Raw genomic sequence first — 23,432 nt, forward strand, 5'->3', positions numbered from 1 at the left:
ACCATGATAGCCGGATTCGATGCAAAGCTGGTGTCGTCGGCCGATACGCCGCTGACCATCGGAAACGTGCCGGCAGGCATGGAGGCGCTGCTGCTTGCCGAGATGGCGCGCGCAGGCACCTCGGTTGCCTATGTGATGTCGGATGGCCAGCGCATCGCCGATCTCGAACAAATTCTCGGCTTTGTTGCGCCCGATATTCCGGTCATGACGCTGCCGGCCTGGGACTGCCTCCCCTATGACCGCGTGTCACCAAGCGCAGACACGTCGGCGCGTCGCCTGGCGGCGCTTGCCGGTCTCATCAGCCACGCGAAGAAACCGCATCCGGCCATCGTGCTTGTCACCGTCAACGCCATGCTGCAGAAGATGGCGCCGCGCGACATCATCGAAAGCCTTGGTTTCTCTGCCAGACCCGGCAACCAAATCCGCATGGAGGATATTGCCGCGCGGTTGGAGCGCAACGGTTTCGACCGGGTTGCGACGGTGCGCGAAGTGGGCGAGTTCGCCGTGCGCGGCGGTATTCTCGATGTTTTCGTGCCGGGCACCGAGGAGCCTGTGCGGCTCGATTTCTTCGGCGATACGCTGGAGAGCATCCGTACCTTCGATCCGGCCAGCCAGCGGACCATCGGCCAGGCGCGCTCGCTCGATCTGAACCCGATGAGTGAAGTGACGCTGACGCCCGATACGATCAGCCGGTTTCGTAAGAATTACCTCTCGCTGTTCGGTGCGGCGACGCGTGACGATGCGCTTTATCAGGCCGTTTCCGAGGGGCGCCGTTATGCCGGCATGGAGCACTGGCTGCCGCTGTTTTACGAGACGCTGGAGACCGCCTTCGATTACCTGAAGGGTTTCCGCATCGTCACCGATCACACGGCACGCGAGGCGGCCAAGGAGCGGTCCAAGCTGGTGCTCGATTATTACGAGGCGCGGCGGGCTTCCGGCGAGACGAAGGGATCGACGCAGGGTGCGCCCTACAAGCCCGTGTCTCCCGGTCAGCTTTATCTCAACGGCAAGGATTTCGACACGGCCCTGTCTGCCGTCAATGCGGTGCGTCTGACGCCCTTCAATGAGCAGGATAGCGAGGGGAGACCCGTCGCCACGCTGGACGCGCATGTCGGCCCGCGCTGGGCGCGGCAGCCAACCGAAGGCGAAAGCGAAGAGCGGGTCAATGTCTTTGCCCTGGCTGTGAAACACATAGCCGAGCGCCGCGCCAAGGGCTGGAAGGTGCTGATAACAGGCTGGTCGGAAGGCTCGCTCGACCGGTTGCTGCAGGTGCTGAACGAACACGGGCTTGAGAAGATCAAGCCGGTTACCTCGCTAAAAGAGGTGGAGAAGCTTGGCAAAGGCGAGGCGGCCTCGGCGGTGCTGAGCCTTGAAGCCGGTTTCGAAACCGGAAATCTTGCCGTTATCGGCGAGCAGGACATTCTCGGCGACCGCATGGTGCGGCGTTCCAAGCGTCGCAAGCGCGGTGCGGATTTCATTTCGGAAGTGGCTGGTCTGGACGAGGGCTCGCTCGTCGTTCATGCCGAACACGGCATTGGTCGTTTTGTCGGCCTGCAGACCATCGAGGCGGCGGGCGCACCGCGCGCCTGTCTCGAACTGCACTATGCCGATGACGCCAAGCTGTTTCTGCCGGTTGAAAACATCGATCTCCTCTCGCGGTACGGCTCGGACGCGGCGGAGGCAACGCTCGACAAGCTCGGCGGCGGCGCATGGCAGATGCGCAAGGCCAAGCTCAAGAAGCGCCTGCTCGACATGGCCGATGAGCTTATCCGCATCGCAGCGGCGCGTCTCGTGCGCCATGCGCCGGAGCTTGTCGCGCCCGATGGGCTCTATGATGAGTTTGCTGCCCGTTTCCCCTATGATGAAACCGAGGACCAGCTGAACGCCATCGAGGCGGTGCGGGAGGATCTCGCGGCCGGCCGGCCGATGGACCGTCTCATCTGCGGCGACGTTGGCTTCGGCAAGACCGAAGTGGCGCTACGCGCCGCCTTCCTTGCCGCCATGAATGGCGTGCAGGTGGCGGTCGTGGTGCCGACCACGCTGCTCGCCCGCCAGCATTTCCGGACTTTCTCGGAGCGTTTCCGCGGGTTGCCCATCCGCGTGCAGCAGGCTTCCCGTCTCGTCGGCTCCAAGGAACTGGCGCTGACCAAAAAGGAAGTCGCCGATGGCAAGACCGATATCGTCGTCGGCACGCATGCGCTGCTCGGTGCGGGCATCAGCTTTGCCAATCTCGGCCTGCTCATCATCGATGAGGAGCAGCATTTCGGCGTCAAGCACAAGGAGCGGCTGAAGGAGCTGAAAAGCGACGTGCACGTGCTGACGCTATCGGCGACGCCCATTCCGCGCACCTTGCAGCTCGCCATGACCGGGGTTCGCGAACTGTCGCTCATCACCACCCCGCCTGTCGACCGCATGGCGGTGCGCACTTTCATCTCGCCGTTTGACCCGCTCGTCATTCGTGAGACGCTGATGCGTGAGCATTATCGTGGCGGCCAGAGTTTCTACGTTTGTCCGCGGCTTGCCGATCTCGCCGATATCCATGCCTTCCTGCAATCGGATGTGCCGGAACTGAAGGTGGCGGTGGCGCATGGGCAGATGGCGGCGGGCGAGCTGGAAGACATCATGAACGCCTTCTACGACGGCAAATATGATGTTCTGCTGTCGACCACCATCGTCGAATCCGGCCTTGACGTTCCAACCGCCAATACGCTGATCGTGCATCGCGCCGATATGTTCGGTCTTGCCCAGCTTTACCAGCTGCGTGGCCGTGTCGGCCGCTCCAAGGTGCGCGCCTTCGCGCTCTTCACCCTGCCGGTCAACAAGGTGCTGACCACGACTGCCGAGCGCCGGCTGAAGGTGCTGCAATCGCTCGATACGCTCGGCGCCGGTTTCCAGCTGGCGAGCCACGACCTTGATATTCGCGGTGCGGGCAATCTGCTCGGGGAAGAACAGTCCGGCCATATCAAGGAAGTCGGTTTCGAGCTTTATCAGCAGATGCTGGAAGAGGCGGTGGCCGAAGTGAAGGGTGACGAGCAGGTGCAGGATAGCGGTTGGTCGCCGCAGATTTCGGTCGGCACATCCGTCATGATCCCGGAAGATTACGTTCCCGATCTGCATCTTCGCATGGGCCTTTACCGCCGGCTTGGCGAGCTTGCCGATATCAGCGAGATCGACGGTTTCGGCGCTGAAATGATCGACCGTTTCGGCCCGCTGCCGAAAGAAGTGCAGCATCTTCTCAAGATCGTCTACATCAAGTCGCTCTGCCGCATTGCCAATGTCGAGAAGCTGGATGCCGGGCCGAAGGGCGTTGTCGTTCAATTCCGCAACAAGGAATTCCCGAACCCGGCGGCGCTTGTCGGTTACATTGGCAAGCAGGGATCGATGGCGAAGATCCGTCCGGATCACAGCCTGTTCCTCAACCGCGATCTGCCGACGCCGGAAAAGCGGCTGACGGGTGCGGCGATGATCATGACGCAGCTGGCGGAGCTGGCGCGGTCGTAGATTTGAGCCTTTGGGGGGTGTCGGTGGGTGTGGCTTTACCCCCCTCTGCCCTGCCGGGCATCTCCCCCACAGGTGGGGAGATCGATATGCGGCAAGGTTTTGCCAATATCAACGTTAGAGAATGAAGTGGTGACAGTGCGCCTTGCCGATCTCCCTCCTTGAGGGGGAGATGCCCGGCAGGGCAGAGGGGGGTAAACCACACCCATGTTTGGCTCATTATCCATTAGCCAATCCCTCGAAAACTCCACTCACTGCCTTCAGCGAAAATTACCGCAATGTAACGAACCGGACATCTACCGGTATTCTTCGCAGGCGTAATCTCATCCTCATACCCGGTGCGGCGGATGAGTGGATGCCGCCGGGTGATGAAGGAGCAGGACGATGTGGACCAATATCAACAGGTTTGCCACCGCTGGTCTGGTTGCCTTGACAATTGCGGGCACCACAATTGCCACCACCAGTCAGGCGGAAGCGCGCAATAATTTCGGCCGCGGCCTTGCCGCCGGTATTGCCGGCACGATCATTGGCGGAGCGCTGATTGCGGGTGCAAGACACCCGGGCTATGCCTACGGCCCCGCCTATTACGCGCCTGCTTACGGTCCGCCCGTCTATGCTGCGCCGGCTTATGGCCCGCCGGTCGTTTATGAACCCGTCTATCCCCGCTGCCATGTAGCCTGGAGGCAGAACGCCTGGGGCGACATGTATCGGGTCAGGGTTTGCGATTGATTGAACGCCGGACCGGCGGTGCCTGAAGCGCCGCCGGTTTTTTCGCTCTCTGGGGCTAGTGACTGTCTTCCGGCGTAATACCGACAGCCACGTTCTGGTCTGTCGCGGCGATGGAGGCGGGCAATGGCACCTTTCTCTGTTTCTCGCGGAGCAGTGTCAGCAGGCCGGAGCCGACGATGAGGGCGATGCCGATCAACATCCAGCCGTCGATACGATCGCCAAAAATCAGATAACCGAACAGGATGGCCCAGAGCATCTGGCTATATTGTGTCGGGCCGATCATGGCGGCGGGCGCATATTGGGCGGCGTACATGACCAGAATGTTGCCAAGCGCGCCGAGCAGGCCGTATCCTGCCAGCAGCAGCCATTGTTCGCCACCCGGCATGACGAAGCTCGGCACCATGGCAACGCCGCTGATGACGAGACAGCCCAGCACGCCCGCACCGTAAAGCGAAACATTCTTTTCCGATGGGCCCATGGCGCGGAAGATCACGATGCTGAGCGCGCCGCTGAAGCCGGCGATGATGGCGCCCAGATGGCCTATGCCCAGTTCACGGAATCCGGGCCGCAGGATGATGAGCACACCCAGAAAACCGATGATGACGGCCGACCAGCGGCGAATGCCCACCTGTTCCTTGAGAAACATCACCGACATGATGGTGACGAAGGACGGAAGCAGGAAGATCAGCGCGAAAGCTTCCGCCATGGAAAGATGGGTAAAGGCAGTCACGCTGCCGACAGCGCCGGTGCCGGCCGAAAAAAAGCGGATGATCCAGAGCGGCCGGTTGGTTGTTTTCACCACATCCAGCCAGCTGTCATTGCGTTTGCGGATGAAGGGCAGGGCGACGAGGCCGAACAGGGCTCCGAAGAAGGCCGATTCGATCGGCGAAATCTGGCCTTCAATGAGTTTAACGCTGGCATCGCTCCAGGCATAGGCAGCGAAGGCTGCAAAGGCGAGCAGAATGCCTTTCAGGGTCTGGTCGGACACGGAAACACCGGCAAAATGAAGTTGTTGAAAACCGCCGGTGATTTGACCGTCAGTTCATCGATCTATGCTCGTCCGCCTTGATTTTTGCAATATCCCGCAATGCAGCAATCAGGACATCGGGTGTTTGTGCACCGCTTATGGCGTATTTCTGGTCGATGATGAAAAAGGGCACGCCGGCGACACCCATCTGCTGGGCGGCATCGATTTCAGCGACGACCGTATCCTTGTCCGCGTCCGAAGCCAGCAGCCGCTCGACGACTTTCGCATCCATGCCGGCCTTTGCGGCAACGTCGATCAGCACGGTGTGATCACCGATATTGCGGCCTTCCTCGAAATTGGCCTTGAACAGGCCGGTCACGACGCGTTCCTGGACGTCGCGGCCTTCGGAATGGGCCCAGAGCGACAGGCGATGGGCATCGAGCGTGTTCGGCCCGATCTTGATCGCGTCGAAATCGTAGGTAACGCCGACTTCCCTGCCGAGCTGAACCAACGTGGCATGGGCCTGTTCCAGACGCTCCTTGCCGAGCTTTTCCTCGAGAGCGGCTTTCTGGTCGACTCCTTCCGGCGGATAGTCCGGGTTGAGGCGGTAGGGACGCCAGTTCACGTCGACGCTGATTTCATCCTGCACCTCGGCAATGGCGAGATCGAGCCGGGCCTTGCCGAGATAACACCACGGGCAGACCATGTCCGATACGACGTCAACAACGATGCGTTCCATGGCTGATGTTCCTTATATGATAGACATGACGGTGGCAGGTTATTGCGCCCGCGCGTCCCACCAGGTCTGTTTCTGATTGCCCTGTATTGGAGTGATATCCGGGCGGTCGATATATTTCCAGCGGGCGACCCATTGGGCGCCGATGTAATAGAGCGGAATGATATAATGTCCCGCCACAAGCAGGCGGTCATAAGCGCGCACGGCCGCCTGGAAATCTTCCGTCGAGCGGGCCTGCAACAGCGCCTCTATCATCCGGTCTATATCGGGATTGGCAACACCTGCATAGTTGAAGCTGCCCTGCGCATCACGCGAGAGCGAGTTCCAGCGGTTCAGCTGCTCCATGCCGGGCGAAAGCGACGAGGGCAGGGAGCGGATGATCATGTCGTAATCGAAGCTGTTCGAGCGCGATTGGTATTGCCCGTCATCAACCGAGCGAATGCCCATGGCGACGCCGATCAGGTTCAGCGAACGCTGATAGGCGAGCGCGATACGCTCCTGCGCCGGGTTCTGCGTCATGATTTCGAAAGCGAGCTGGCGGCCATTGGCATCGGACATCCTGCCGTTCTTGATGCTGTAGCCAGCCTCTTTCAGCTTGTCGACGGCCATTTTCAGAACCTTGCGGTCGGCGCCCGTGCCGTCCGTGGTCGGCAGCGCATAGGTGCCGGCCAGAAGCTCCGGCGGCATGGACTTTGCCGCGTCACCGAGCAGCGCCAGCTCGCGCGCGTCGGCGGCGTTGCCATAGGCGCCGAGCGGCGAGTTCTGCCAGTAGCTCTGCGTCCGCTTGAAGGAGCCGCCGAGGATGTTTTTGTTCATCCACTCGAAATCGAAGGCATAGGTAAGGCCTTCGCGTACCTTTTCGTCAGCGAAGACGGCACGGCGGGTGTTGAAGACGAGACCGAACATGCCGGTCGGCAGGCGCGGCTGGAACACGTCCTTGACGATATCGCCGCGATGCACGGCGGGGAAATTATAGGCCTGCCCCCAGTGGGAGGTATCGGAGGTGCCATTGATGGCATCGCCTTCCGGGTAGATGTCGATATCACCCTTCTTGAAGGCCTCGAACATGGTCGTGACCTGGAGGAAATAGGTGATGCTGATCTCGTCGTAATTATCGAAACCGACTTTGCCGGGAATGTCCTTGCCCCAGTAGTCGGGGTTTCTCTCCCAGATGATTCGTTCACCCGGGCGCAGCGTCTTGATTCGGTAAGGGCCGGAGCCGACAACCGCACCGAGGCCCGCCTGCTCGAATTTTTCCGGATCGGTCGCGTGTTTCGGCAGGATCGGCGTTGAAGAGGCGAGGATGAGAGGCGTTTCGCGATTCGCCTTTTCGTTGAAGGTGAAGCGCACGCTGTGTTCGCCGGTCTTCTCCATCTTGGCTACGCCGTCGAGACGGCTGTTGAACGGCGGGCGGCCCTTTTCCTTCAGGAGATTGAAGGTGAAGATCACGTCATCAGGCGTTACCGGCTCGCCATCAGACCATTTCGCCTTGGGGTTGATGTTGAACTGAACGAAGCTGCGCTCGTCGTCCCACTCCACGGTTTCGGCGAGCAGCCCATAGAGGCTGAAGGGCTCGTCGCTGGAGCGAGACATCAGAGGCTCGTAAAGAAGATTGCCGAATTCCGGATCCCAAACACCACGGGCGGTGGTGCGCATTCCCTTGAGAACGAAGGGGTTCAGGCTGTCGAAGGTGCCGATCACGCCATAAGAAATGCGGCCGCCTTTCTTCACGTCCGGATTGACATAAGGCAGGTGTTGGTAATCTGCGGGAAGCGCTGGCGTGCCATGCATCGAGATGGCGTGCAGCGGTTGCGCTACCGCACTCCCGCCGGGAAGCAGGGATGATCCCAAAAGAAACAATGCGGGGATGAGGGCCGCAAGGTTGCGCATGTCACTGTCCTGTCTCAACTGTCCGTCCGATGTGCGTCAGGACCGTTTATCGTCATGATTCTGGCAGATATGTAGCACACGGACATTGCATGACCCATGCAAGCGCGGGAAATCTTGGCTCCGCTCAAGAAAAAGTTAAAGAAGTGCTGGATATCGCCGCGAACGGCATGTAACAGGGGGACCGGAAGAGACGGGTCACGCATTTGCCTCATTTAAACGACAGTTGAACGGGCAGAAGGATACCGCCATCGACGAACAGGACCTTGAGCGGTTCTGTTCTGGCAGACATTCAGGAGACGGAACTCTTATGATGCACAAGGCAAACACATTCACCCGGACGGCTCTGTCCGCTCTGGTCCTCTCTCTCGGCGCTGTGTCCGCTCCGGCCATCTCGCAGGCGCAGGATGCTGCTCCGGCTGCTCAGGGCGCTGGCGCTCCGCCGCTCGGCTGGTTCAAGACCTGCTCCAAGCAGGAAGACAACGATGTCTGCGTTGTGCAGAACGTGGTTCTCGCCCAGAACGGCCAGATGATCACGGCCGTTGGCCTCATCACCGTTGAAGGCAAGGTCAACCGCAAGCTGCTGCAGGTTTCCGTTCCGACCGCGCGTCTCATTCCTCCGGGTGTGATGATGCAGATCGATGGCGGCAAGGGTCAGAAGCTCGATTACGCCGTTTGCCTTCCCGACAAGTGCACGGCTGAAGTGCCGCTGACGGACGCCATGATCGCTTCGCTGAAGAAGGGTAGCGAGGTGGTCTTCACCTCCATCAACTTCCGCCGCGCGCCGAACCCCATCAAGATCGCGCTTTCCGGTTTCACCGGCGCTTATGACGGCCCGGCAATCACCCAGTCGCAGCTGGCCGAAAGCCAGCGCAGCCTGCAGGAAGGCATGCAGAAGAAGGCGGAAGAAGCTCGCAAGAAGCTCGAAGCTGCTCAGGACGCTGCCAAGGGCGCGCCGAAGCCCTGATTGCCGCGCAAGCTTGAAAAAACAGAAAACCGGTCTGGCGACAGACCGGTTTTTTTATGCGTGCTCGATATCCCCGGGAGGAGGGAGATGCTTGGCGGGCGTCAGTGCGCCGTGGACATTTTCGGGCGCCATTCGCCGTTCGGCGCCTTGTCAAAGATGCGGCCGATATTGGGATTTCGAAGCGGCGTCTCGTTTTCGTCGTGGACGAGGTTCTGTTCGGAAACATAGGCGACATATTCCGTCTCCTCGTTTTCGGCGAGAAGATGATAGAAGGGCTGGTCGCGTTCCGGCCTGATTTCCGCGGGAATGGCGTTCCACCATTCCTCGGTATTGGCATATTCCGGGTCCACGTCGATTACCACACCGCGGAACGGAAACACCTTGTGGCGAACGATCTCGCCAAGCGTGAATTTTGCGTTTCTTTGTTTCATGGCATGTACTTCCTTTCCCAATACTAGTTGGTATCGGAACGCGAAATATCAAGACCTAGCGCTTTGACGCCGCTCTGCCGTTCGTGTTCAGCGCCCTTTGCCGATTGGCGCGGTGGCGATGATGACGCCGCCGGTGACCAATACGATGCCGATGGCATGATAGGTCTCGAAGGATTCGCCGAGAAACACCGTCGCCATGAGGATCGAGACCGGCGGCATCATGTACAGCGTAATTCCCGCCGTGGCGGGACCGAAAACGCGTACCGTGTGGGTAAAGCAATAAAAGGCCAGAAGTGAGGCGAACAGGATGATGCCGCCGATCTTCGCCCATGCAACGGGCGTGGCAGGCAGCATGCCGCCCTGTGCCAGTTCCAGTGCTGCCGGTGGCAGAAGGACAAGCGCGCCGGAAAAAGCAATCAGTCCGAAAAGACTGAAGGACGCCATCTGCCGCGCCGCCGGATCGCGCAGCAGCACGGAATAGATCGCAAAGGCAATGGCCGCGGTCAAAATTGCAAAGTCGCCGATGTTGAAATTCATGTGCCGGAGAGCGGCGATATCGCCCTTGAGCACGATGGCGGCGACGCCGGCGAAGGCGATAATCATGCCCGCCACTTCAAGCTTGCGGATCGGCCGGCCCTGAAAGATGCGCTGGAACAGGATGATGAACAGCGAGGAGGTGGTGTAGATCAGCGTGCCGTTGGCGGCCGTGGTCATGGTGAGGCCCCAATAGACCACGCCGCCGCAGATGCCCATGCCGAGAATGCCGAGGACGAGCCAGAGCAGCGTCTTGTGCCGCACGAAAGCAAGGCAGTTGCGCCAGTCGGCGATCATGAAGGGCGCGATGATGAGCGTCGAGCCCATCCAGCGGATGAAGGCGGCGATGAAAGGCGAGACCTCACCGACGACGCCGCGGCCGAAAATGACGTTGCTCGCGAAAAAGAAGGGAACGGCCAGAAAGATGAGCCAGTCCGTGAGGCGGGTTTGCTGCGTGGCTGGCGTGTTCGGCATACTTCACGGTCAGGGTTGAACTTCAAAAGAAAACGGCGGCTTTCCGGGGAAAACCGCCGCGATGAATGGAGCGCCCCAGTGGAGCGCCCGCAGGGCCGATCAGGCCGAGTAGTACATGTCGAATTCGACCGGGTGAGGGGTCATTTCGAAACGCATGACTTCCTGCATCTTCAGTTCGATGAAGCTATCGATCTGGTCGTCGTCAAACACGCCGCCGGCGGTCAGGAACTTGCGGTCCTTGTCGAGGCTTTCCAGCGCTTCACGCAGCGAACCGCAGACGGTCGGGATCTTCTTCAGTTCCTTGGCAGGAAGGTCGTAAAGGTCCTTGTCCATCGGCTTGCCGGGATGGATCTTGTTCTTGATGCCGTCGAGGCCGGCCATCAGCATGGCCGCAAAACCGAGATAGGGGTTCTGGGTCGGGTCCGGGAAGCGGACTTCGACGCGCTTTGCCTTCGGGTTGGAGCCGAAGGGGATACGGCAGGAGGCGGAACGGTTGCGCGCGGAGTAAGCGAGCAGAACCGGCGCTTCATAACCCGGGACCAGACGCTTGTAGGAGTTGGTGGTGGGGTTGGTGAAGGCGTTGATCGCCTTGGCATGCTTGATGATGCCGCCGATGTAGTACAGGCAGGTTTCGGAAAGACCGGCATATTCATCGCCTGCGAAGGTCGGCTTGCCGCCCTTCCAGATCGACTGGTGAACGTGCATGCCCGAGCCGTTGTCGCCGAAGATCGGCTTCGGCATGAAGGTTGCCGTCTTGCCATAGGCATTGGCGACCTGGTGCACAACGTACTTGTAGATCTGCATCTTGTCGGCGCTGGAGACCAGCGTGTCGAACTTCACGCCCAGCTCGTGCTGTGCGGCAGCCACTTCGTGGTGATGCTTTTCAACGACGACGCCCATTTCGGCGAGAACCGTCAGCATTTCGGAGCGCATGTCCTGCAGGCTGTCGATCGGCGGAACCGGGAAATAACCGCCCTTGACGCGCGGACGGTGGCCGAGGTTGCCGGTCTCGTAGTCGGTGTCGTCATTGGACGGCAGTTCGGACGAATCGAGCTTGAAGCCGGTGTTGTAGGGATCTGCCTTGTATTTCACATCGTCGAAGACGAAGAATTCAGGCTCGGGACCGACGAAAACCGTGTCGCCGATACCTGATGCCTTGAGGTAGGCTTCGGCCTTCTTGGCGGTGCCGCGCGGGTCGCGGTTATAGGCTTCGCCCGAGACCGGGTCGAGAATATCGCAAAGGACGACCAGGGTGGACTGGGCGAAGAACGGGTCGACATGGGCGGTGGCCGGATCTGGCATCAGCACCATGTCGGACTCGTTGATGGCCTTCCAGCCGGCGATCGAGGAGCCGTCGAACATGACGCCGTCGGCGAACATGTCTTCGTCGACGCATACCACGTCCATGGTGACGTGCTGCAGCTTGCCCTTGGGGTCGGTAAAGCGCAGGTCCACGAACTTGATGTCGTTATCCTTGATCTGCTTCAAGATATCGTTTGCGGTCGTCATTTAAACTTTTCCTTGAGTGTGATGATGACGAGGTGAAAACCCAAGCCTCCCCGGCTCGGGACTTTTTTAATTATATGGCGTCGACGCCTGTTTCACCGGTACGGATGCGGATGACTTCCTCGACATTGGAAACGAAAATCTTTCCGTCGCCGATGCGTCCGGTCTGCGCCGCATTGCGGATCGCCTCGATGACGGCTTCCGCATTCTCATCCGCCAGTACGACTTCGACTTTGACTTTCGGCAAAAAGTCCACGACGTACTCTGCACCGCGGTAGAGTTCCGTGTGGCCTTTCTGACGACCAAAGCCTTTTGCTTCCGTGACCGTGATTCCCTGAAGTCCGACTTCCTGAAGGGCTTCCTTCACTTCGTCGAGCTTGAAAGGCTTAATGATCGCTTCGATCTTTTTCATGAGAAAATATCTCTCCGCTTCTCCCGTTAAAGCAGGTAACTCCCGCTCTGCCACAAGAATGCACGTATTGTGCCAGATCGGAAGCGGGCTTGAAGAAAAAACTTCGCCCCGCGGCCTTTCCCGCACAAAATGCATTCGCTTTTCGCGGTTCTACCGGCAATTCGTCACTAGAATCCGAAAAATCCATCAGCATTTCTGCGGTTTTCTTTAATATTAGAAATTTTTAAAATTCGATTATGCTGTGGTCGCGGGTTGAGCTATTGCACATATTATATGCATTTGAGTATTTTTTGGTCTCCGAATTTTGCTTATTTTTGTATCGATTGCCTTTCCTGCGTTTTGAAGGAATGATGTGGCATGACCTCCATTTCCGAGTTCCTCCTTATCGACCCGGCTGTGATGGCGCGCATCGATGCGGCAGCCGGCCAATCCGGCATCCCGCTTTACGATTTGATGGAGCGTGCGGGGCAGGCGGTGGCTGCTTCGGCGCTTCGGCATTACCCGCAGGCGCTGCGCTTCGTCGTCCTGTGCGGCAGCGGGAATAACGGAGGTGACGGTTATGTTGCGGCGCGGGCGCTGGCGCAAAGCGGCGCTAAAGTCGTTGTCCATCACCTCGGCGATATCGGCCTTCTCAAGGGGGATGCACGCGTGGCCTTGGAGCGGAGCGGCGTGACGCCGCTGCCGCTTGATGCCTATACACCTCTTTCCGGCGACGTGGTGATCGACGCCGTGTTCGGAGCCGGGCTGTCCCGCGATGTTCCGCCGGAGTTAGTCCGGCTGATCGAGGCGGTCATGCAGGCGAAGGTGCCGGTTCTTGCCGTGGATCTGCCCTCGGGGCTTTGCGGCCGGCGTGGCGTGGCGCTTGGCGCATCGTTCAGGGCGGAGCGCACGATCACCTTCATGGCGCGCAAGCCGGGTCATCTGCTGATGCCGGGGCGGGAGCTTTGCGGAGCGCTGGAGGTTTTCGATATCGGCATACCGTTGCGTATCCTCGATGCTCATAGGGGATCGGTGGCGGAAAATAATCCGTTTGTCTGGCGGGATGCCTTGCCGCGCGCCGGTATGGAGACCCATAAATTCCGCAGGGGGCACCTGACGGTCTTCTCGGGCCCCGCCCATGCGACGGGTGCTAGCCGCATGACCGCGCTTTCAGCGCTGAAGGCGGGGGCGGGGATCGTTACTGTCGCAGCGCTGAAAGCGGCGCTCGACGTGCTGTCTGTCACATTGACGGCCGTGATGAACGTTCCGATGGACAATGCCGACGATCTACGCGTGTGGCTTGACGATGAGCGTCACGGCGCCTTCGTTCTCGGCCCGGGCTTCGGCGATCTCGAAAAGGCGCGGCAATTCGTGTCGCTGCTTGGCGACAAGTCGGTGGTGCTGGATGCCGATGCGATCACGGCCTTCAGGGATGATACGGATGTCCTGTTCGAGCGTATCACTTCCGGTGCGGGCAAATTCGTGCTGACACCGCATGAGGGCGAGTTCGCCCGGCTGTTTGCCGATCTGGCGGCCGATGGGAGGCTGAGCAAGATCGAGAAGGCGCAGGTCGCTGCGGCGCGCAGCGGCGCGGTTCTGGTCTATAAGGGTGCGGACACGGTGATCGCTTCGCCCGATGGCCGGGCGCTGGTCAATACGAACGCCCCGGCGAGCCTTGCGACGGCGGGATCGGGTGACGTTCTGGCCGGTATCATCGGCGCGCTATTGGCGCAGGGCGCACCTGCCTTCGACGCGGCTGCAGCCGGGGTCTGGCTGCATGGCGAGGCGGGCGACAGAGCGGGCGCCGGCATGACGGCGGAGGACCTCGCCCATGCGGTTCGGCCGTTTGGGTGAATTGGTCTGATTTGCTGGCTGCTCACTGAACCTGCGATCTTACCACAGTTCCATCATCCGCACTTCGTCACCCGGGACTGGATACGGGGGCCAGCGCGATCAGGTCCTTGATCGCGAATACTCTTCTCACGGCGCAGACACGCCGTGAATAGATGCCGGATCTAGTCCGGCATGACGGAGGACAGGTTTTTGCTCTGAGACAAGTCCTGTCGCGCTCGGGACCGTCAACTCCGCCTTCAATGGGCGGCCTTGCCTGCCTGGCTCGCCATTGCCATGCGCGAAGCACTGATCAGCAGCTTGCGCTCGGCGCGCTCCTGCTGCGGGGTGCGATTGTAGATTTCGCGATAACACTTCGAGAAATGCGACGCTGACACGAACCCGCAGGCGACGGCGACTTCCACCACCGGCATGGCCGATTGCACCAGCAGGTGACGGGCGCGGTCAAGGCGGATTTCAAGGTAATAGCGGGCGGGCGAGCGGCCCATTTCCTGGCGGAAGAGGCGTTCCACCTGCCGGCGCGACAGATCGGCGGCGTCGGCGATATCGAGCAGCGACAGCGGCTCGGCAAGATTGCCTTCCATCAATTCGATGATCGACAGAACCTTGCTGTTCTGCACGCCAAGGCGGGCGCGCAGCGGCAGGCGCTGGCGGTCGTTGGGGCTGCGCACGCGGTCGGTCAATTGCTGTTCGCAGACGCGGTTGACGAGGTTCTCGCCGAAATCCTGGCCGATCAGGCTCAGCATCATGTCGAGCGAGGCCGTGCCGCCGGCGCAGGTATAGATGTTGCTGTCGACTTCGAAGAGATCTGCGTAGACTTCCACCTGCGGGAAGGCTTCGGAAAAGCCGGGCAGGTTTTCCCAGTGGATCGCGCAACGTTTGCCGTTGAGGAGGCCAGCCTGCGCAAGGATATGGGCGGCGGTACAAAGGCTGCCGATGGCGATACCACGATTATAGGCTTCGCGCAGCCAGGCGTTGACCGATTTGTTGATGTGTTGATCCACATCGATGCCCGAACAGATGATTGCCATTTCCGGGCGGTTTTCGCCGCTGACATAACGCCGCTCATCTGCAAGACAGGTATCGGCCTCAAGACAGATGCCGCTCGATGACATGACCTTCTGGCCATCGAGCGAGGCGATGCGCCATTCATAGGCCTGGTAGCCCAACATTCGGTTGGCGATGCGAAGCGTTTCAACCGCTGCGGCGAAGGGCAGCATGGTAAATTGCGGAATGAGAAAAAAGACGATTGAGCGCTTCTTCTGGGAGTTTCTGCTCATTTGCCCGTGCTCCGTTGCGAATACGCAATTCCTCCCTTGGAATTGGTCTTCTGGATGTCCTGTATGCGACATCTTTAACGAAAAATACGCCGTGGAATCGGGGCTGTCAAAAAATAGCTTTTGAAATATGCAAATTTTGCGACAAGCCTTTTTAAAGGGCGTCGCGTCGCATGTAAAACAGGCAGGCCAATTTACGCCCGGGGGCCGCCATTTACCCGCAGAGGGCGATGGCTCGCGGGCGTAAGAAAGGCTGCGAGCCATCGGCCGGCGGTCATTTGCGAATGACGCTTCTGCAGTAGTTGTCGGTTGTGGGCCATCCGATATCCTTCAATGTTTCAGGCGGGAGCGCTTCCAGCGCGCGGAGCATCCTCGCACGGCGCCATGACGCATAATGGGAGGCGATATTGCCTGACAGGCGCTGCAGCCAGCCGGCGGATGACGGGCGATGCGGGGAGCGGTTCGCCGCGGGCAGGTAATGTATCATGGTCATGTCTTCATCCTTTCCTGAACCACGATTGATGTGAGGATGGTGCGCCGTTGTTGACATTCAATCAAACGAAATGATATCCATCTATAAATCAAAATATTTGAAGGTGCGTGCCATGACCGTGACTTTCCGCCAACCGCTGCCGTTGCTGGATAACGACATATTGAGGACCTTCGTCGCCATTGCGGAAACGGGAAACTTCTCGACCGCCGCCGAAGTCGTGTTCAGAACACCATCGGCCGTTTCGATGCAGATCAAGAAGCTAGAAGAGCAGCTGAAAACGACGCTGTTCCTGCGCGATGCGCGTTCGGTGACATTGACGGCGCATGGGGAGACGCTTCTGACTTATGCGCGCCGCATGATTGCCTTGTCCAACGAGGCCGTGTCGCGTTTCGTCATGCCCGAATTGTCCGGTGTGGTGCGTCTCGGCGCACCGGAGGATATTGGCGAGCGCGGGCTGCTGCCGGGCATTCTCAAGCGTTTCGCCGAGGCTTTCCCCGGCATCATGATCGACGTCACAATCGATGCCAGCTCCAATCTCTATAAGCGGATGGACGAGCAGCGTCTTGATCTCGCCCTCGTCAACTGTGCTTCACATCCGCTGAGGGATACCGGCGAGGTGCTGATGCGCGAACGGCTCGTCTGGGCGGGTGCGAAATGCGGCACGGCCTATCTGCGCGATCCGCTGCCGATCTCGATATGGGAAGAGGGCTGCATCTGGCGTTCAGAGGCGATTCATTCGCTGGAAAAACGTGGGCGCAATTTCCGCGTGGCCTATCTCAGCGGCCACACGATGGCACAGCGTGCGGCGATTGCCGCAGATCTCGCCATCGCGCCGCTGCCACGATCCTATGTGCTGAACGACATGGTCATTCTGGGTGAGAAGGAAGGCCTGCCGGAACTCGGCTATTTCGATATCCGGCTGATTATGGGCGACAAGGCGTCGCGGCCGGTGCTCGCAGTGGCGGAAAGCATTCGCAATGCCTTCGTCGAGGTTGCGAAGGCGGCATGAGGCGAAGGAACGCATCACGGCCATCATGCGCCGTCGACGCGCCGCTTAGATCGCCACCGAACCCGTGGCTGCGGCGTGATCCGCGTTTTCGGTCCGCCAGCTGCCACGACTGACCAGCCAGTCTGACGACGCCTGCAGCCCGCCGAAGGGAAAGACATGGATCTGCCGGATCGGTCCTTGCGGATTGTCCCGCCAGTGCCGTTCGATCGGCCCGACGATGCTTTCCGGTGAATGGCCCCTGGCAAGCGTCGTCAGGGAAAGCGCGTTTTTCTTGAGATAGGCAATGGAATTGCCGACACCGCAGAGCGCTGCGTATTTCAGGAGCGTGGTGATCTTGGCCGGGCCGGAAACGCCGATATGCACCGGCAGATCGATACCGGATGCGGCAAGCCCCTCTGCCCAGGCGATGAAGCGGGCGGAATCAAAACCGAACTGGGTGACGATGCGCATGGCGGCGTCGGTTCTTTCGCCAAAATCGCGTTTCAGCCGCAACGCGGCCGTCGCCGTTTCGTCGTTGAAATCGGGGCTGCCTTCCGGATGACCGGCAATTGCGATATGCCTGATGCCGCAACGGTCGAAAATGCCCGTGGAAAGCATGTCGATGGTAGACGTGAACGGGCCCTCTGGCTTCTCGACGCCACCGCCGACCGCCAGCACGTCGGTCACGCCGGCGTCGCCGGCAAGCCGCTTCACCTGTTCCTCGAAATCGATGCGAGAGGCGATACGGCGGGCCGCAAGGTGCGGAACGGGCTCATAACCGAGATCACGCAGATGCTTTGCGGCATCGACCAGCTTCACCTGCGAGGCGGCTCCGGTATCTGTCAGATAAACGCGCACGCCCTGCGGAAAAAGACCGGCAAGACTTGCCGGGCCAAGCACCTGCGCGGGTGAGGCCTCGATGGAGGCAGGGATGACGGAAGTGGCGGAGATATCGGGCAATGTGTGCATGATCCTTTTGATTATCATGCACCGTTTTTGAGGCCAAGTCTGTGCCTGTTGCGGCAAGACAGCCCTGCATCTGCGACGAAGCTTGAGCCGAGCGCGGTGCCGGCGGCGCTACCAGACCCGTTTCGTCAGACCGTTCCATAGCCATGTCCAGATCGTTGGTGGAAAGCGGAGCACCGACTTTCCGGGCGAGGGCGGCTGCGGCGCAAGGCTGCCGGACAAGGCGTCTTCGATGGCATTGATGGCGATATCGACCGAGGCTGCTGTCAAGAGAAGGGGATAGGTGGCGATGGTGTCGGAAGGTGAGGGTTTCAGCCGTTTTTCGTAAAGTGTGGCGCCGGTATCCACACCCTTGTCAACGAGATGCACGGTTGCGCCGAAATTGCCCCGGTCCTTTTCCACCAGCGCCCAGTATCCACCCATCTGGCCGCGATAGGCCGGGTTGATGCCGGCGTGAAAATTGATGATGGGGCAGTGCAGGTCCCTGAGCGTCGCCGGCGTCAGCAGACGGCAGGAAATGGTGAAGATGACAGCCGGTTTCAGGAGATTGGCGGCCTTGCGACATTCTTCATCGTTCAGCGAGGCGAAATGCGTGACTGGAATGGTGCCGCCCAGATCAGGCAGGAGACCATGCTCCGCAATGATCTCTTTGCTTCTTCGTACCGTGAAGCGTTTTCCCAGCCGCGATGCGACCATCGTCGCCAGCTGGCCCACTGCGACAATCCAGCCGAGGCGTCTTGCCCGGCGCTTGAGGATGGCCGATTTGCTTTCGGGCTGTTCCATGAACACATGGATGTCGGGAAATCGCGCTGCCAGCGCATTGATCATGACGTTAGGGTTCACGCCGCCCGCCGTCATCACCAGAAGCCGATTATTGATGTCAGTCATGTCACCCACTGGATTTCTCAAGCCACGATCCACGCGCAGTTTCCCTCGCGAAGCTCAAAACCATGTTAATTTTCATCGACAGGATTTTTTGAAACGCCGCTGGAACCGAATTTTGGGACTCACGTTATTGTGACGCATATCACATCGGCGCTTGCCTCGGACGGCAAGTCATAGGGGAGTAGTTTCAAATGATCACACGCATTCTTTCGACCGTTTTCGTGGCTCTGCTGACCGTCGTGACGCTCAGCTCTTGCGGCAACACCATTCGCGGCATGGGCCGGGATACGGCGAACGCCGTGGATGCGACCCAGGATGCCGGCCGTAGCGTCGACCGCGCCGCCCGTCGCTGACGACATCTCCCCTTCTGAAAGTCCGGCGTCTCCCTGAAGCCAGGGTGACGCCTTTTCTTTGACCGAATTTCCCTGCGAATGTTCCCCTGAAGAGAATCACGGGGTGGGCATGAACAGATCGATGAAAAGACTGGCGAAGCTGCTGTTGCCGTTGCTGCTGCCATTTTCGGCCGAAGCGGGCGGGCAGGTGGATTTCTGCAGAATCGTGGATCATGCGGGCGGCCGCTATACCGTCTGCAGTTTCGATCCGGCGAAAAGCACCATCCGGATTTACGACCGCGACCATGTCTCAGGACAGGGATATCGTTCTTTCGCCGATCTATCCTCCGCGCTCTGGCGTCAGCACATGTTCAGTGTCTTCGCCATGAATGGCGGCATGTATCATTCCGATTATTCCCCGGTCGGGCTGTTTATCGAAAACGGCGTGGAACGTTCGCCACTCAGCACCCGCGGTGGGTGGGGCAATTTCCATCTTCTTCCGAATGGCGTGTTTTACCTGAAGGATCACAGGGCGGGCGTGCTGGCGACCGAAGCGTATCTGACGGCCGACCCGAAGCCCGATTTTGCCACCCAGTCCGGGCCGATGCTTGTTATCGACGGCGGACTGCATCCGCGTTTTCTGCCCGACAGCGACAGCTTGAAGCGCCGCAACGGCGTCGGAGTCTCTCGCGATGGCATGGTACATTTTGCCATTTCGGACAATACCGTGCGCTTTTACGATTTCGCCACCCTGTTCAGGGATGTGCTGGATTCACCGAATGCGCTCTATCTCGACGGCACCATTTCCAGCGTCGATATTCCCGCGATGAAGAGGCGAGATTCACTGTTCCCCATGGGGCCGATCATCGCCGTGGTCGACAGGGTGCCGGATTAGTCGAGCCGATCAGATCGGCGCCTTGGGATAGGCTTTTTCAAGGCCGGCGGAAGCCGTCAGCCCCTTACGGAAGGCGAGATAAGCAGGATGCTGGCTTGCCTTCGCAATTTCCGCGAGGCGGATTTGCAGGCGGGCAGGGGCGTGGCCACCCAGCCATTCACCGGTGGCTTCAAGCTTCAGGCTATTAAGAAAACGAGCGCCGGCCTGCTGGTCGAGATAAAGGTTAAGGCCTGCCAGCAGGTTCTCGTCCTGCAGCGCGTTCTCCATCAGCAACGACACCCATGCCTTATCCTCACTCGCAAGCGAGGTCAGTTTCGAAGCAACAGTTTCACGGTCGGGGAAAGAGGATGTCTGCATGTGGGACTCGCATCGTTGCTGTTTGACCATGGTCGATAAAGCAGCGGTCGCAGCCATTCAAGATGGCTTTCAGCGGAAGAATTGCGACAGCAACGTGCCCGCGTCCGCCGTTTTCAACAGGTGTTTGTATGAAAGCTTTAAAAAACGGTTACACTTTAGCCTAAATTGCGGCGAGGACAGAAATGGCACTGTTTTCAGCGTCGCGCTAACGCTTTGTTTTTTAACATACCTATGCAAAGCGCGAATGGCAGCCCGTCGAAAACGCCTTCATTTAGCCGCTTTTTGCATTTGCCTTCCGCGCCGGATTTTAATAAATGCTTCCTCCACGGGCCGGGTCTTGAAGATCCCCCGGAGAGTGAATAGCTGGAGTAATCATGGAAGAAACCGCTCAGAAATCCTGCTGGGGCGTCACGTTGCGCGCACTCGCAGGCTTTGCCGCTTTTCTCGCATTGACGTACATTTTTGGCAGCCCATAAGCATCTCTCCTGATTGACGGGTTTTGAAACGGCGCGGTTTTCCTCTGGAAACCGTGCTGTTTTCGTTTCCGGGAGGCCCATGTCGCAGCTGCAAAAGCCGGTGCCGCTCTTTTGTGGCGATAAGTTCCAGCTTTGGATATGATGTGACGGAATCCATTACGCAGGAAAAACTCAATGTTTCTTTCGGTCTTTGACGTCTTCAAGATCGGTATCGGTCCTTCCAGTTCGCATACGATGGGACCGATGACGGCGGCCAACCGCTTTCTGGCGCTGATCCTCAGCGACGAGTGGCCGCGCCCCGCCGGTGCCGCCGTTGCGCGCCTGAAGGTCAGCCTGCACGGGTCTCTCGCCTTCACCGGCATTGGTCATGGCACCGGCCGGGCAGTCATTCTCGGCCTGACCGGCGAGCGGCCGGACCTTGTCGATCCCGACGCGATGGACGCCATCATAGAGGCGGTGGAGAAGGCCGGTACGGTTACGCCGCCCGGCCATCCGACCTACGAGTTCAGGACGGCCGAAGATCTCGTCTTCGACAAGAAGAACCCGCTGCCGGGCCATGCGAACGGCATGACCTTCTCCGCTTTCGATAACCAGGGCAGGCTGCTGGTCAAGCGCATCTATTATTCCGTCGGCGGTGGCTTTGTCGTCACCGACACGGAACTGGAGGCGATCAAGCAGCGCGGAAAGACCATCGATAACGGCCCGCGCGTGCCCTATCCTTTCGCCACGGCGAAGGAAATGCTGGAAATGGCCGCGCGGTCCGGCCGCACCATCGCCCAGATGAAACGGGCGAACGAGGAGACGGTTGTTTCGCGCGAAGAGCTGAATGAACGGCTGGACCAGATTTGGGACGCGATGAACGGATGTATCGAGCGCGGGCTGAAGGTGGACGGCATCATGCCCGGCGGCCTCAAGGTGCGTCGCCGTGCCCGTTCGATCTATGAAAAACTGAATGCGGAATGGCGTAGCAACCGGTTGAATCCCGTCATGGCGAATGACTGGTTGAGCGTCTATGCCATGGCCGTGAACGAAGAAAACGCGGCCGGCGGCCGTGTCGTCACCGCGCCCACCAATGGCGCTGCGGGCGTGGTGCCGGCGACAGTGCGGTATTTCCGGCATTTCCATGAGGATGCCACCGTCGACGACGTGCGGGACTTCCTCCTCACGGCGGCAGCGATTGGCGGCATCATCAAGCATAACGCGTCGATTTCCGGCGCGGAGGTGGGCTGTCAGGGGGAAGTGGGATCGGCTGCGGCCATGGCGGCTGCAGGTCTTGCGGCGGTGATGGGCGGATCGCCCGAGCAGATCGAGAATGCGGCGGAAATCGCGCTCGAACATCATCTCGGCATGACCTGCGACCCGATCGCCGGATTGGTGCAGGTGCCCTGCATCGAACGCAACGCACTAGGCGCGGTCAAGGCGGTCACGGCGGCGTCGCTGGCGCTGAAAGGCGACGGCCAGCACTTCGTGCCGCTGGATGCCTGTATCGAAACCATGCGCCAGACCGGCAACGACATGAGCGAGAAATACAAGGAAACCTCAACCGGCGGCCTTGCCGTCAACGTTGTGGAGTGTTGAGCGGGCTGGGCGCCCGGCATGTCCGGCATGCTTGACGCCCGCCGCAAAAAGGCATTGATAGAGACATGCCTCTACATCTCATCAAACTTTGCGTCGGCGCGGATTCACTCCAGGACCTGAGGGATTGGGTCGCGCAGCGCTCGCTCACCGCCATGGCTGCGGGCCTTGAGCCGCACAGCGTCCACACCACCCGCATGATCCCCAAACGGGTAGAGGAACTGCTTGAAGGCGGCTCACTCTACTGGGTCATCAAGGGGCAGGTGCAGGCTCGACAGAAGCTGCTCGATATCCGTTCTTTCAAGGGAGACGACGGTATTTCGCGCTGCGATCTCGTTCTCGGACCGGAGGTGATCGAGACCTCACCTGCGCCGAAGCGGCCCTTTCAGGGCTGGCGCTACCTGAAGGATGACGAGGCGCCGCGCGATCTCGGGGGTGGAGGAGGCGGCGAGGACATGCCTTCCGATCTCAGGCGCGAACTGGCCGAACTTGGTCTGCTCTGACGCATGATGGATGAAAATGAAAAAGCCGGCACCTTTTTGGTGGCCGGCTTTTTTATTCGGGGAGACGGGTTGGTCAGTTGATGCCGCCGACTGCATTGGTGGCGCGGCCATCCTGAATTTTTACCCAGCGACCCGGGTTGGCGGTGTCCTGACGCTTCAGATAGGTATATTCGGTTTCCGACCAGTTCATGACCTTGTTGCGCATATTGTCGAGAACGAAGTCGCCACGGTCGGTGCGAACGGTCAGAACGGCATGGCCTTCGCCATTCGGCTGCAGAACGACGGTGATCAGCAGGTTGGAGGCGGAGAAACCCTTGTTCATCAGCATCTTGCGCTTCAACAATACGAAATCTTCGCAATCGCCGACGGTGGTAGGATAGGCCCAGCGTTCTTCGACGCCGTAGATTTCCATGTCGGTCATCGGCGTGATCGTGGTGTTGACGGTGTAGTTGACGTCAAGCATCGTCTTCCAGCGCTCTTCCGTCAGCTTCATCGGGCCATTGTCCAGCGAAGTCGGCTGGCACTCGCTCTGATAGGTCTGGCAGAATTCATAATGACCGATCGGTGGATTGGCCTTGCCGATGACGCGCATGACGGCTGCCGGCGATGCGCTGGCCTGCTGTGCGAAGGCGCCGACGATGAACGCGATCAGGATGAAAACGATACGGTTGTTGTTCATTGCTTGTCTCCCCGTGTTGAGGAGACATTCGCAGG

Annotated in this window: 22 protein-coding genes; 9 read left to right on the plus strand and 13 right to left on the minus strand. The window is 59.6% G+C overall.

Annotation, left to right across the window (positions count from 1 at the left end; translation table 11 throughout):
* Positions 1 to 3: 3 nt before the first annotated feature.
* Both mfd and BLU28_RS07730 read left to right on the plus strand, forming a co-directional pair.
* Positions 4 to 3,501: a transcription-repair coupling factor gene (mfd, locus tag BLU28_RS07725; RefSeq protein WP_077986321.1), complete on the plus strand. Its 3,498-nt coding sequence runs from the start codon at positions 4 to 6 to the stop codon at positions 3,499 to 3,501.
* A 381-nt stretch (positions 3,502 to 3,882) separates the two neighbouring features.
* Positions 3,883 to 4,227, plus strand: coding sequence for a hypothetical protein (locus BLU28_RS07730; protein WP_004442315.1), 345 nt, complete (start codon positions 3,883 to 3,885; stop codon positions 4,225 to 4,227).
* A gap of 55 nt (positions 4,228 to 4,282) precedes the next feature.
* Here BLU28_RS07730 and BLU28_RS07735 read toward each other — a convergent pair whose 3' ends face one another.
* Genes BLU28_RS07735 through BLU28_RS07745 form a run of 3 tightly spaced genes read right to left on the minus strand, consistent with a single transcriptional unit; the run spans position 4,283 to position 7,820 of the window.
* Positions 4,283 to 5,215: a DMT family transporter gene (locus BLU28_RS07735; RefSeq protein WP_004442314.1), complete on the minus strand. Its 933-nt coding sequence runs from the start codon at positions 5,213 to 5,215 to the stop codon at positions 4,283 to 4,285.
* Between the two features lie 49 nt (positions 5,216 to 5,264).
* Positions 5,265 to 5,933 carry a DsbA family oxidoreductase gene (locus BLU28_RS07740; RefSeq protein ID WP_035210745.1) on the minus strand — a complete coding sequence of 223 codons (669 nt, stop codon included), beginning with the start codon at positions 5,931 to 5,933 and terminating at the stop codon, positions 5,265 to 5,267.
* Between the two features lie 39 nt (positions 5,934 to 5,972).
* Positions 5,973 to 7,820: an extracellular solute-binding protein gene (locus tag BLU28_RS07745; RefSeq protein ID WP_077986320.1), complete on the minus strand. Its 1,848-nt coding sequence runs from the start codon at positions 7,818 to 7,820 to the stop codon at positions 5,973 to 5,975.
* A gap of 307 nt (positions 7,821 to 8,127) precedes the next feature.
* On the opposite strand from BLU28_RS07745, the gene BLU28_RS07750 reads away from it, so the two are divergent.
* The gene (locus BLU28_RS07750) at positions 8,128 to 8,784 is read left to right on the plus strand and encodes an invasion associated locus B family protein (RefSeq protein WP_004442311.1); all 657 of its coding nucleotides are present in this window, start codon (positions 8,128 to 8,130) and stop codon (positions 8,782 to 8,784) included.
* A 101-nt stretch (positions 8,785 to 8,885) separates the two neighbouring features.
* On the opposite strand, the gene hspQ is transcribed toward BLU28_RS07750, so the two are convergent.
* The 4 genes from hspQ to BLU28_RS07770 form a co-directional block, all read right to left on the minus strand.
* Positions 8,886 to 9,215, minus strand: coding sequence for a heat shock protein HspQ (gene hspQ, locus BLU28_RS07755; RefSeq protein ID WP_004442310.1), 330 nt, complete (start codon positions 9,213 to 9,215; stop codon positions 8,886 to 8,888).
* A gap of 87 nt (positions 9,216 to 9,302) precedes the next feature.
* Positions 9,303 to 10,223, minus strand: a complete 921-nt coding sequence (locus tag BLU28_RS07760; RefSeq protein ID WP_077986319.1) for a DMT family transporter — start codon at positions 10,221 to 10,223, stop codon at positions 9,303 to 9,305.
* A gap of 99 nt (positions 10,224 to 10,322) precedes the next feature.
* Positions 10,323 to 11,732, minus strand: a complete 1,410-nt coding sequence (glnA, locus tag BLU28_RS07765; protein WP_004442307.1) for a type I glutamate--ammonia ligase — start codon at positions 11,730 to 11,732, stop codon at positions 10,323 to 10,325.
* Between the two features lie 70 nt (positions 11,733 to 11,802).
* Positions 11,803 to 12,141, minus strand: coding sequence for a P-II family nitrogen regulator (locus BLU28_RS07770; RefSeq protein ID WP_003515720.1), 339 nt, complete (start codon positions 12,139 to 12,141; stop codon positions 11,803 to 11,805).
* A 357-nt stretch (positions 12,142 to 12,498) separates the two neighbouring features.
* Here BLU28_RS07770 and BLU28_RS07775 point away from each other — a divergent pair, with 357 nt between their 5' ends.
* Complete coding sequence (locus tag BLU28_RS07775; protein ID WP_077986318.1) at positions 12,499 to 13,974, plus strand: NAD(P)H-hydrate dehydratase; 1,476 nt, start codon at positions 12,499 to 12,501, stop codon at positions 13,972 to 13,974.
* A 236-nt stretch (positions 13,975 to 14,210) separates the two neighbouring features.
* Here the strand turns inward: BLU28_RS07775 and BLU28_RS26855 are convergent, their stop codons facing one another.
* Complete coding sequence (locus BLU28_RS26855) at positions 14,211 to 15,251, minus strand: GlxA family transcriptional regulator (RefSeq protein WP_004442297.1); 1,041 nt, start codon at positions 15,249 to 15,251, stop codon at positions 14,211 to 14,213.
* A gap of 271 nt (positions 15,252 to 15,522) precedes the next feature.
* The gene (locus BLU28_RS07785) at positions 15,523 to 15,741 is read right to left on the minus strand and encodes a DUF1127 domain-containing protein (RefSeq protein WP_077986317.1); all 219 of its coding nucleotides are present in this window, start codon (positions 15,739 to 15,741) and stop codon (positions 15,523 to 15,525) included.
* Positions 15,742 to 15,811: 70 nt separating this feature from the next.
* Between BLU28_RS07785 and BLU28_RS07790 the strand changes: the two genes are divergently transcribed.
* Complete coding sequence (locus BLU28_RS07790; protein ID WP_169692031.1) at positions 15,812 to 16,750, plus strand: LysR family transcriptional regulator; 939 nt, start codon at positions 15,812 to 15,814, stop codon at positions 16,748 to 16,750.
* 45 nt (positions 16,751 to 16,795) lie between these two features.
* Here BLU28_RS07790 and BLU28_RS07795 read toward each other — a convergent pair whose 3' ends face one another.
* Both BLU28_RS07795 and BLU28_RS07800 read right to left on the minus strand, forming a co-directional pair.
* On the minus strand, positions 16,796 to 17,716 hold the full coding sequence (locus tag BLU28_RS07795; protein WP_034498988.1) for a methylenetetrahydrofolate reductase: 921 nt from the start codon (positions 17,714 to 17,716) through the stop codon (positions 16,796 to 16,798).
* 90 nt (positions 17,717 to 17,806) lie between these two features.
* Positions 17,807 to 18,583 carry a formyl transferase gene (locus BLU28_RS07800; RefSeq protein WP_034498985.1) on the minus strand — a complete coding sequence of 259 codons (777 nt, stop codon included), beginning with the start codon at positions 18,581 to 18,583 and terminating at the stop codon, positions 17,807 to 17,809.
* Positions 18,584 to 18,771: 188 nt separating this feature from the next.
* Between BLU28_RS07800 and BLU28_RS07805 the strand changes: the two genes are divergently transcribed.
* On the plus strand, positions 18,772 to 18,933 hold the full coding sequence (locus tag BLU28_RS07805) for an entericidin domain-containing protein (protein ID WP_004442283.1): 162 nt from the start codon (positions 18,772 to 18,774) through the stop codon (positions 18,931 to 18,933).
* 109 nt (positions 18,934 to 19,042) lie between these two features.
* The gene (locus BLU28_RS07810; protein WP_077986316.1) at positions 19,043 to 19,807 is read left to right on the plus strand and encodes a phosphodiester glycosidase family protein; all 765 of its coding nucleotides are present in this window, start codon (positions 19,043 to 19,045) and stop codon (positions 19,805 to 19,807) included.
* A gap of 9 nt (positions 19,808 to 19,816) precedes the next feature.
* Here BLU28_RS07810 and BLU28_RS07815 read toward each other — a convergent pair whose 3' ends face one another.
* Positions 19,817 to 20,164: a hypothetical protein gene (locus BLU28_RS07815; protein ID WP_004442278.1), complete on the minus strand. Its 348-nt coding sequence runs from the start codon at positions 20,162 to 20,164 to the stop codon at positions 19,817 to 19,819.
* A 650-nt stretch (positions 20,165 to 20,814) separates the two neighbouring features.
* Between BLU28_RS07815 and BLU28_RS07825 the strand changes: the two genes are divergently transcribed.
* Both BLU28_RS07825 and BLU28_RS07830 read left to right on the plus strand, forming a co-directional pair.
* Positions 20,815 to 22,218, plus strand: coding sequence for an L-serine ammonia-lyase (locus BLU28_RS07825; protein ID WP_037092522.1), 1,404 nt, complete (start codon positions 20,815 to 20,817; stop codon positions 22,216 to 22,218).
* Positions 22,219 to 22,283: 65 nt separating this feature from the next.
* Entirely contained in the window at positions 22,284 to 22,718 is a 435-nt protein-coding gene (locus BLU28_RS07830; RefSeq protein ID WP_004442274.1) for a DUF1489 family protein, read from the plus strand.
* A gap of 73 nt (positions 22,719 to 22,791) precedes the next feature.
* On the opposite strand, the gene BLU28_RS07835 is transcribed toward BLU28_RS07830, so the two are convergent.
* Positions 22,792 to 23,397 carry a transglutaminase-like cysteine peptidase gene (locus tag BLU28_RS07835; protein ID WP_004442271.1) on the minus strand — a complete coding sequence of 202 codons (606 nt, stop codon included), beginning with the start codon at positions 23,395 to 23,397 and terminating at the stop codon, positions 22,792 to 22,794.
* Positions 23,398 to 23,432: the final 35 nt, after the last annotated feature.

Origin of the sequence: Agrobacterium pusense, from assembly GCF_900102105.1 — a bacterium.
Lineage (GTDB): Bacteria > Pseudomonadota > Alphaproteobacteria > Rhizobiales > Rhizobiaceae > Agrobacterium > Agrobacterium pusense.

Coding starts and splice junctions, on each gene's coding strand:
- BLU28_RS07775 (WP_077986318.1), top strand. CDS start 12,499: ATGACCTCCATTTCCGAGTTCCTCCTTATCGACCCGGCTGTGATGGCG.
- BLU28_RS07790 (WP_169692031.1), top strand. CDS start 15,812: ATGATATCCATCTATAAATCAAAATATTTGAAGGTGCGTGCCATGACC.
- BLU28_RS07795 (WP_034498988.1), bottom strand. CDS start 17,716: ATGATAATCAAAAGGATCATGCACACATTGCCCGATATCTCCGCCACT.
- BLU28_RS07835 (WP_004442271.1), bottom strand. CDS start 23,397: ATGAACAACAACCGTATCGTTTTCATCCTGATCGCGTTCATCGTCGGC.
- BLU28_RS07825 (WP_037092522.1), top strand. CDS start 20,815: ATGTTTCTTTCGGTCTTTGACGTCTTCAAGATCGGTATCGGTCCTTCC.
- BLU28_RS07815 (WP_004442278.1), bottom strand. CDS start 20,164: ATGCAGACATCCTCTTTCCCCGACCGTGAAACTGTTGCTTCGAAACTG.
- BLU28_RS26855 (WP_004442297.1), bottom strand. CDS start 15,251: ATGAGCAGAAACTCCCAGAAGAAGCGCTCAATCGTCTTTTTTCTCATT.
- BLU28_RS07760 (WP_077986319.1), bottom strand. CDS start 10,223: ATGCCGAACACGCCAGCCACGCAGCAAACCCGCCTCACGGACTGGCTC.
- BLU28_RS07730 (WP_004442315.1), top strand. CDS start 3,883: ATGTGGACCAATATCAACAGGTTTGCCACCGCTGGTCTGGTTGCCTTG.
- BLU28_RS07805 (WP_004442283.1), top strand. CDS start 18,772: ATGATCACACGCATTCTTTCGACCGTTTTCGTGGCTCTGCTGACCGTC.
- BLU28_RS07740 (WP_035210745.1), bottom strand. CDS start 5,933: ATGGAACGCATCGTTGTTGACGTCGTATCGGACATGGTCTGCCCGTGG.
- BLU28_RS07770 (WP_003515720.1), bottom strand. CDS start 12,141: ATGAAAAAGATCGAAGCGATCATTAAGCCTTTCAAGCTCGACGAAGTG.
- BLU28_RS07810 (WP_077986316.1), top strand. CDS start 19,043: ATGAACAGATCGATGAAAAGACTGGCGAAGCTGCTGTTGCCGTTGCTG.
- glnA (WP_004442307.1), bottom strand. CDS start 11,732: ATGACGACCGCAAACGATATCTTGAAGCAGATCAAGGATAACGACATC.
- BLU28_RS07830 (WP_004442274.1), top strand. CDS start 22,284: ATGCCTCTACATCTCATCAAACTTTGCGTCGGCGCGGATTCACTCCAG.
- BLU28_RS07800 (WP_034498985.1), bottom strand. CDS start 18,583: ATGACTGACATCAATAATCGGCTTCTGGTGATGACGGCGGGCGGCGTG.
- BLU28_RS07750 (WP_004442311.1), top strand. CDS start 8,128: ATGATGCACAAGGCAAACACATTCACCCGGACGGCTCTGTCCGCTCTG.
- BLU28_RS07785 (WP_077986317.1), bottom strand. CDS start 15,741: ATGACCATGATACATTACCTGCCCGCGGCGAACCGCTCCCCGCATCGC.
- hspQ (WP_004442310.1), bottom strand. CDS start 9,215: ATGAAACAAAGAAACGCAAAATTCACGCTTGGCGAGATCGTTCGCCAC.
- BLU28_RS07745 (WP_077986320.1), bottom strand. CDS start 7,820: ATGCGCAACCTTGCGGCCCTCATCCCCGCATTGTTTCTTTTGGGATCA.
- mfd (WP_077986321.1), top strand. CDS start 4: ATGATAGCCGGATTCGATGCAAAGCTGGTGTCGTCGGCCGATACGCCG.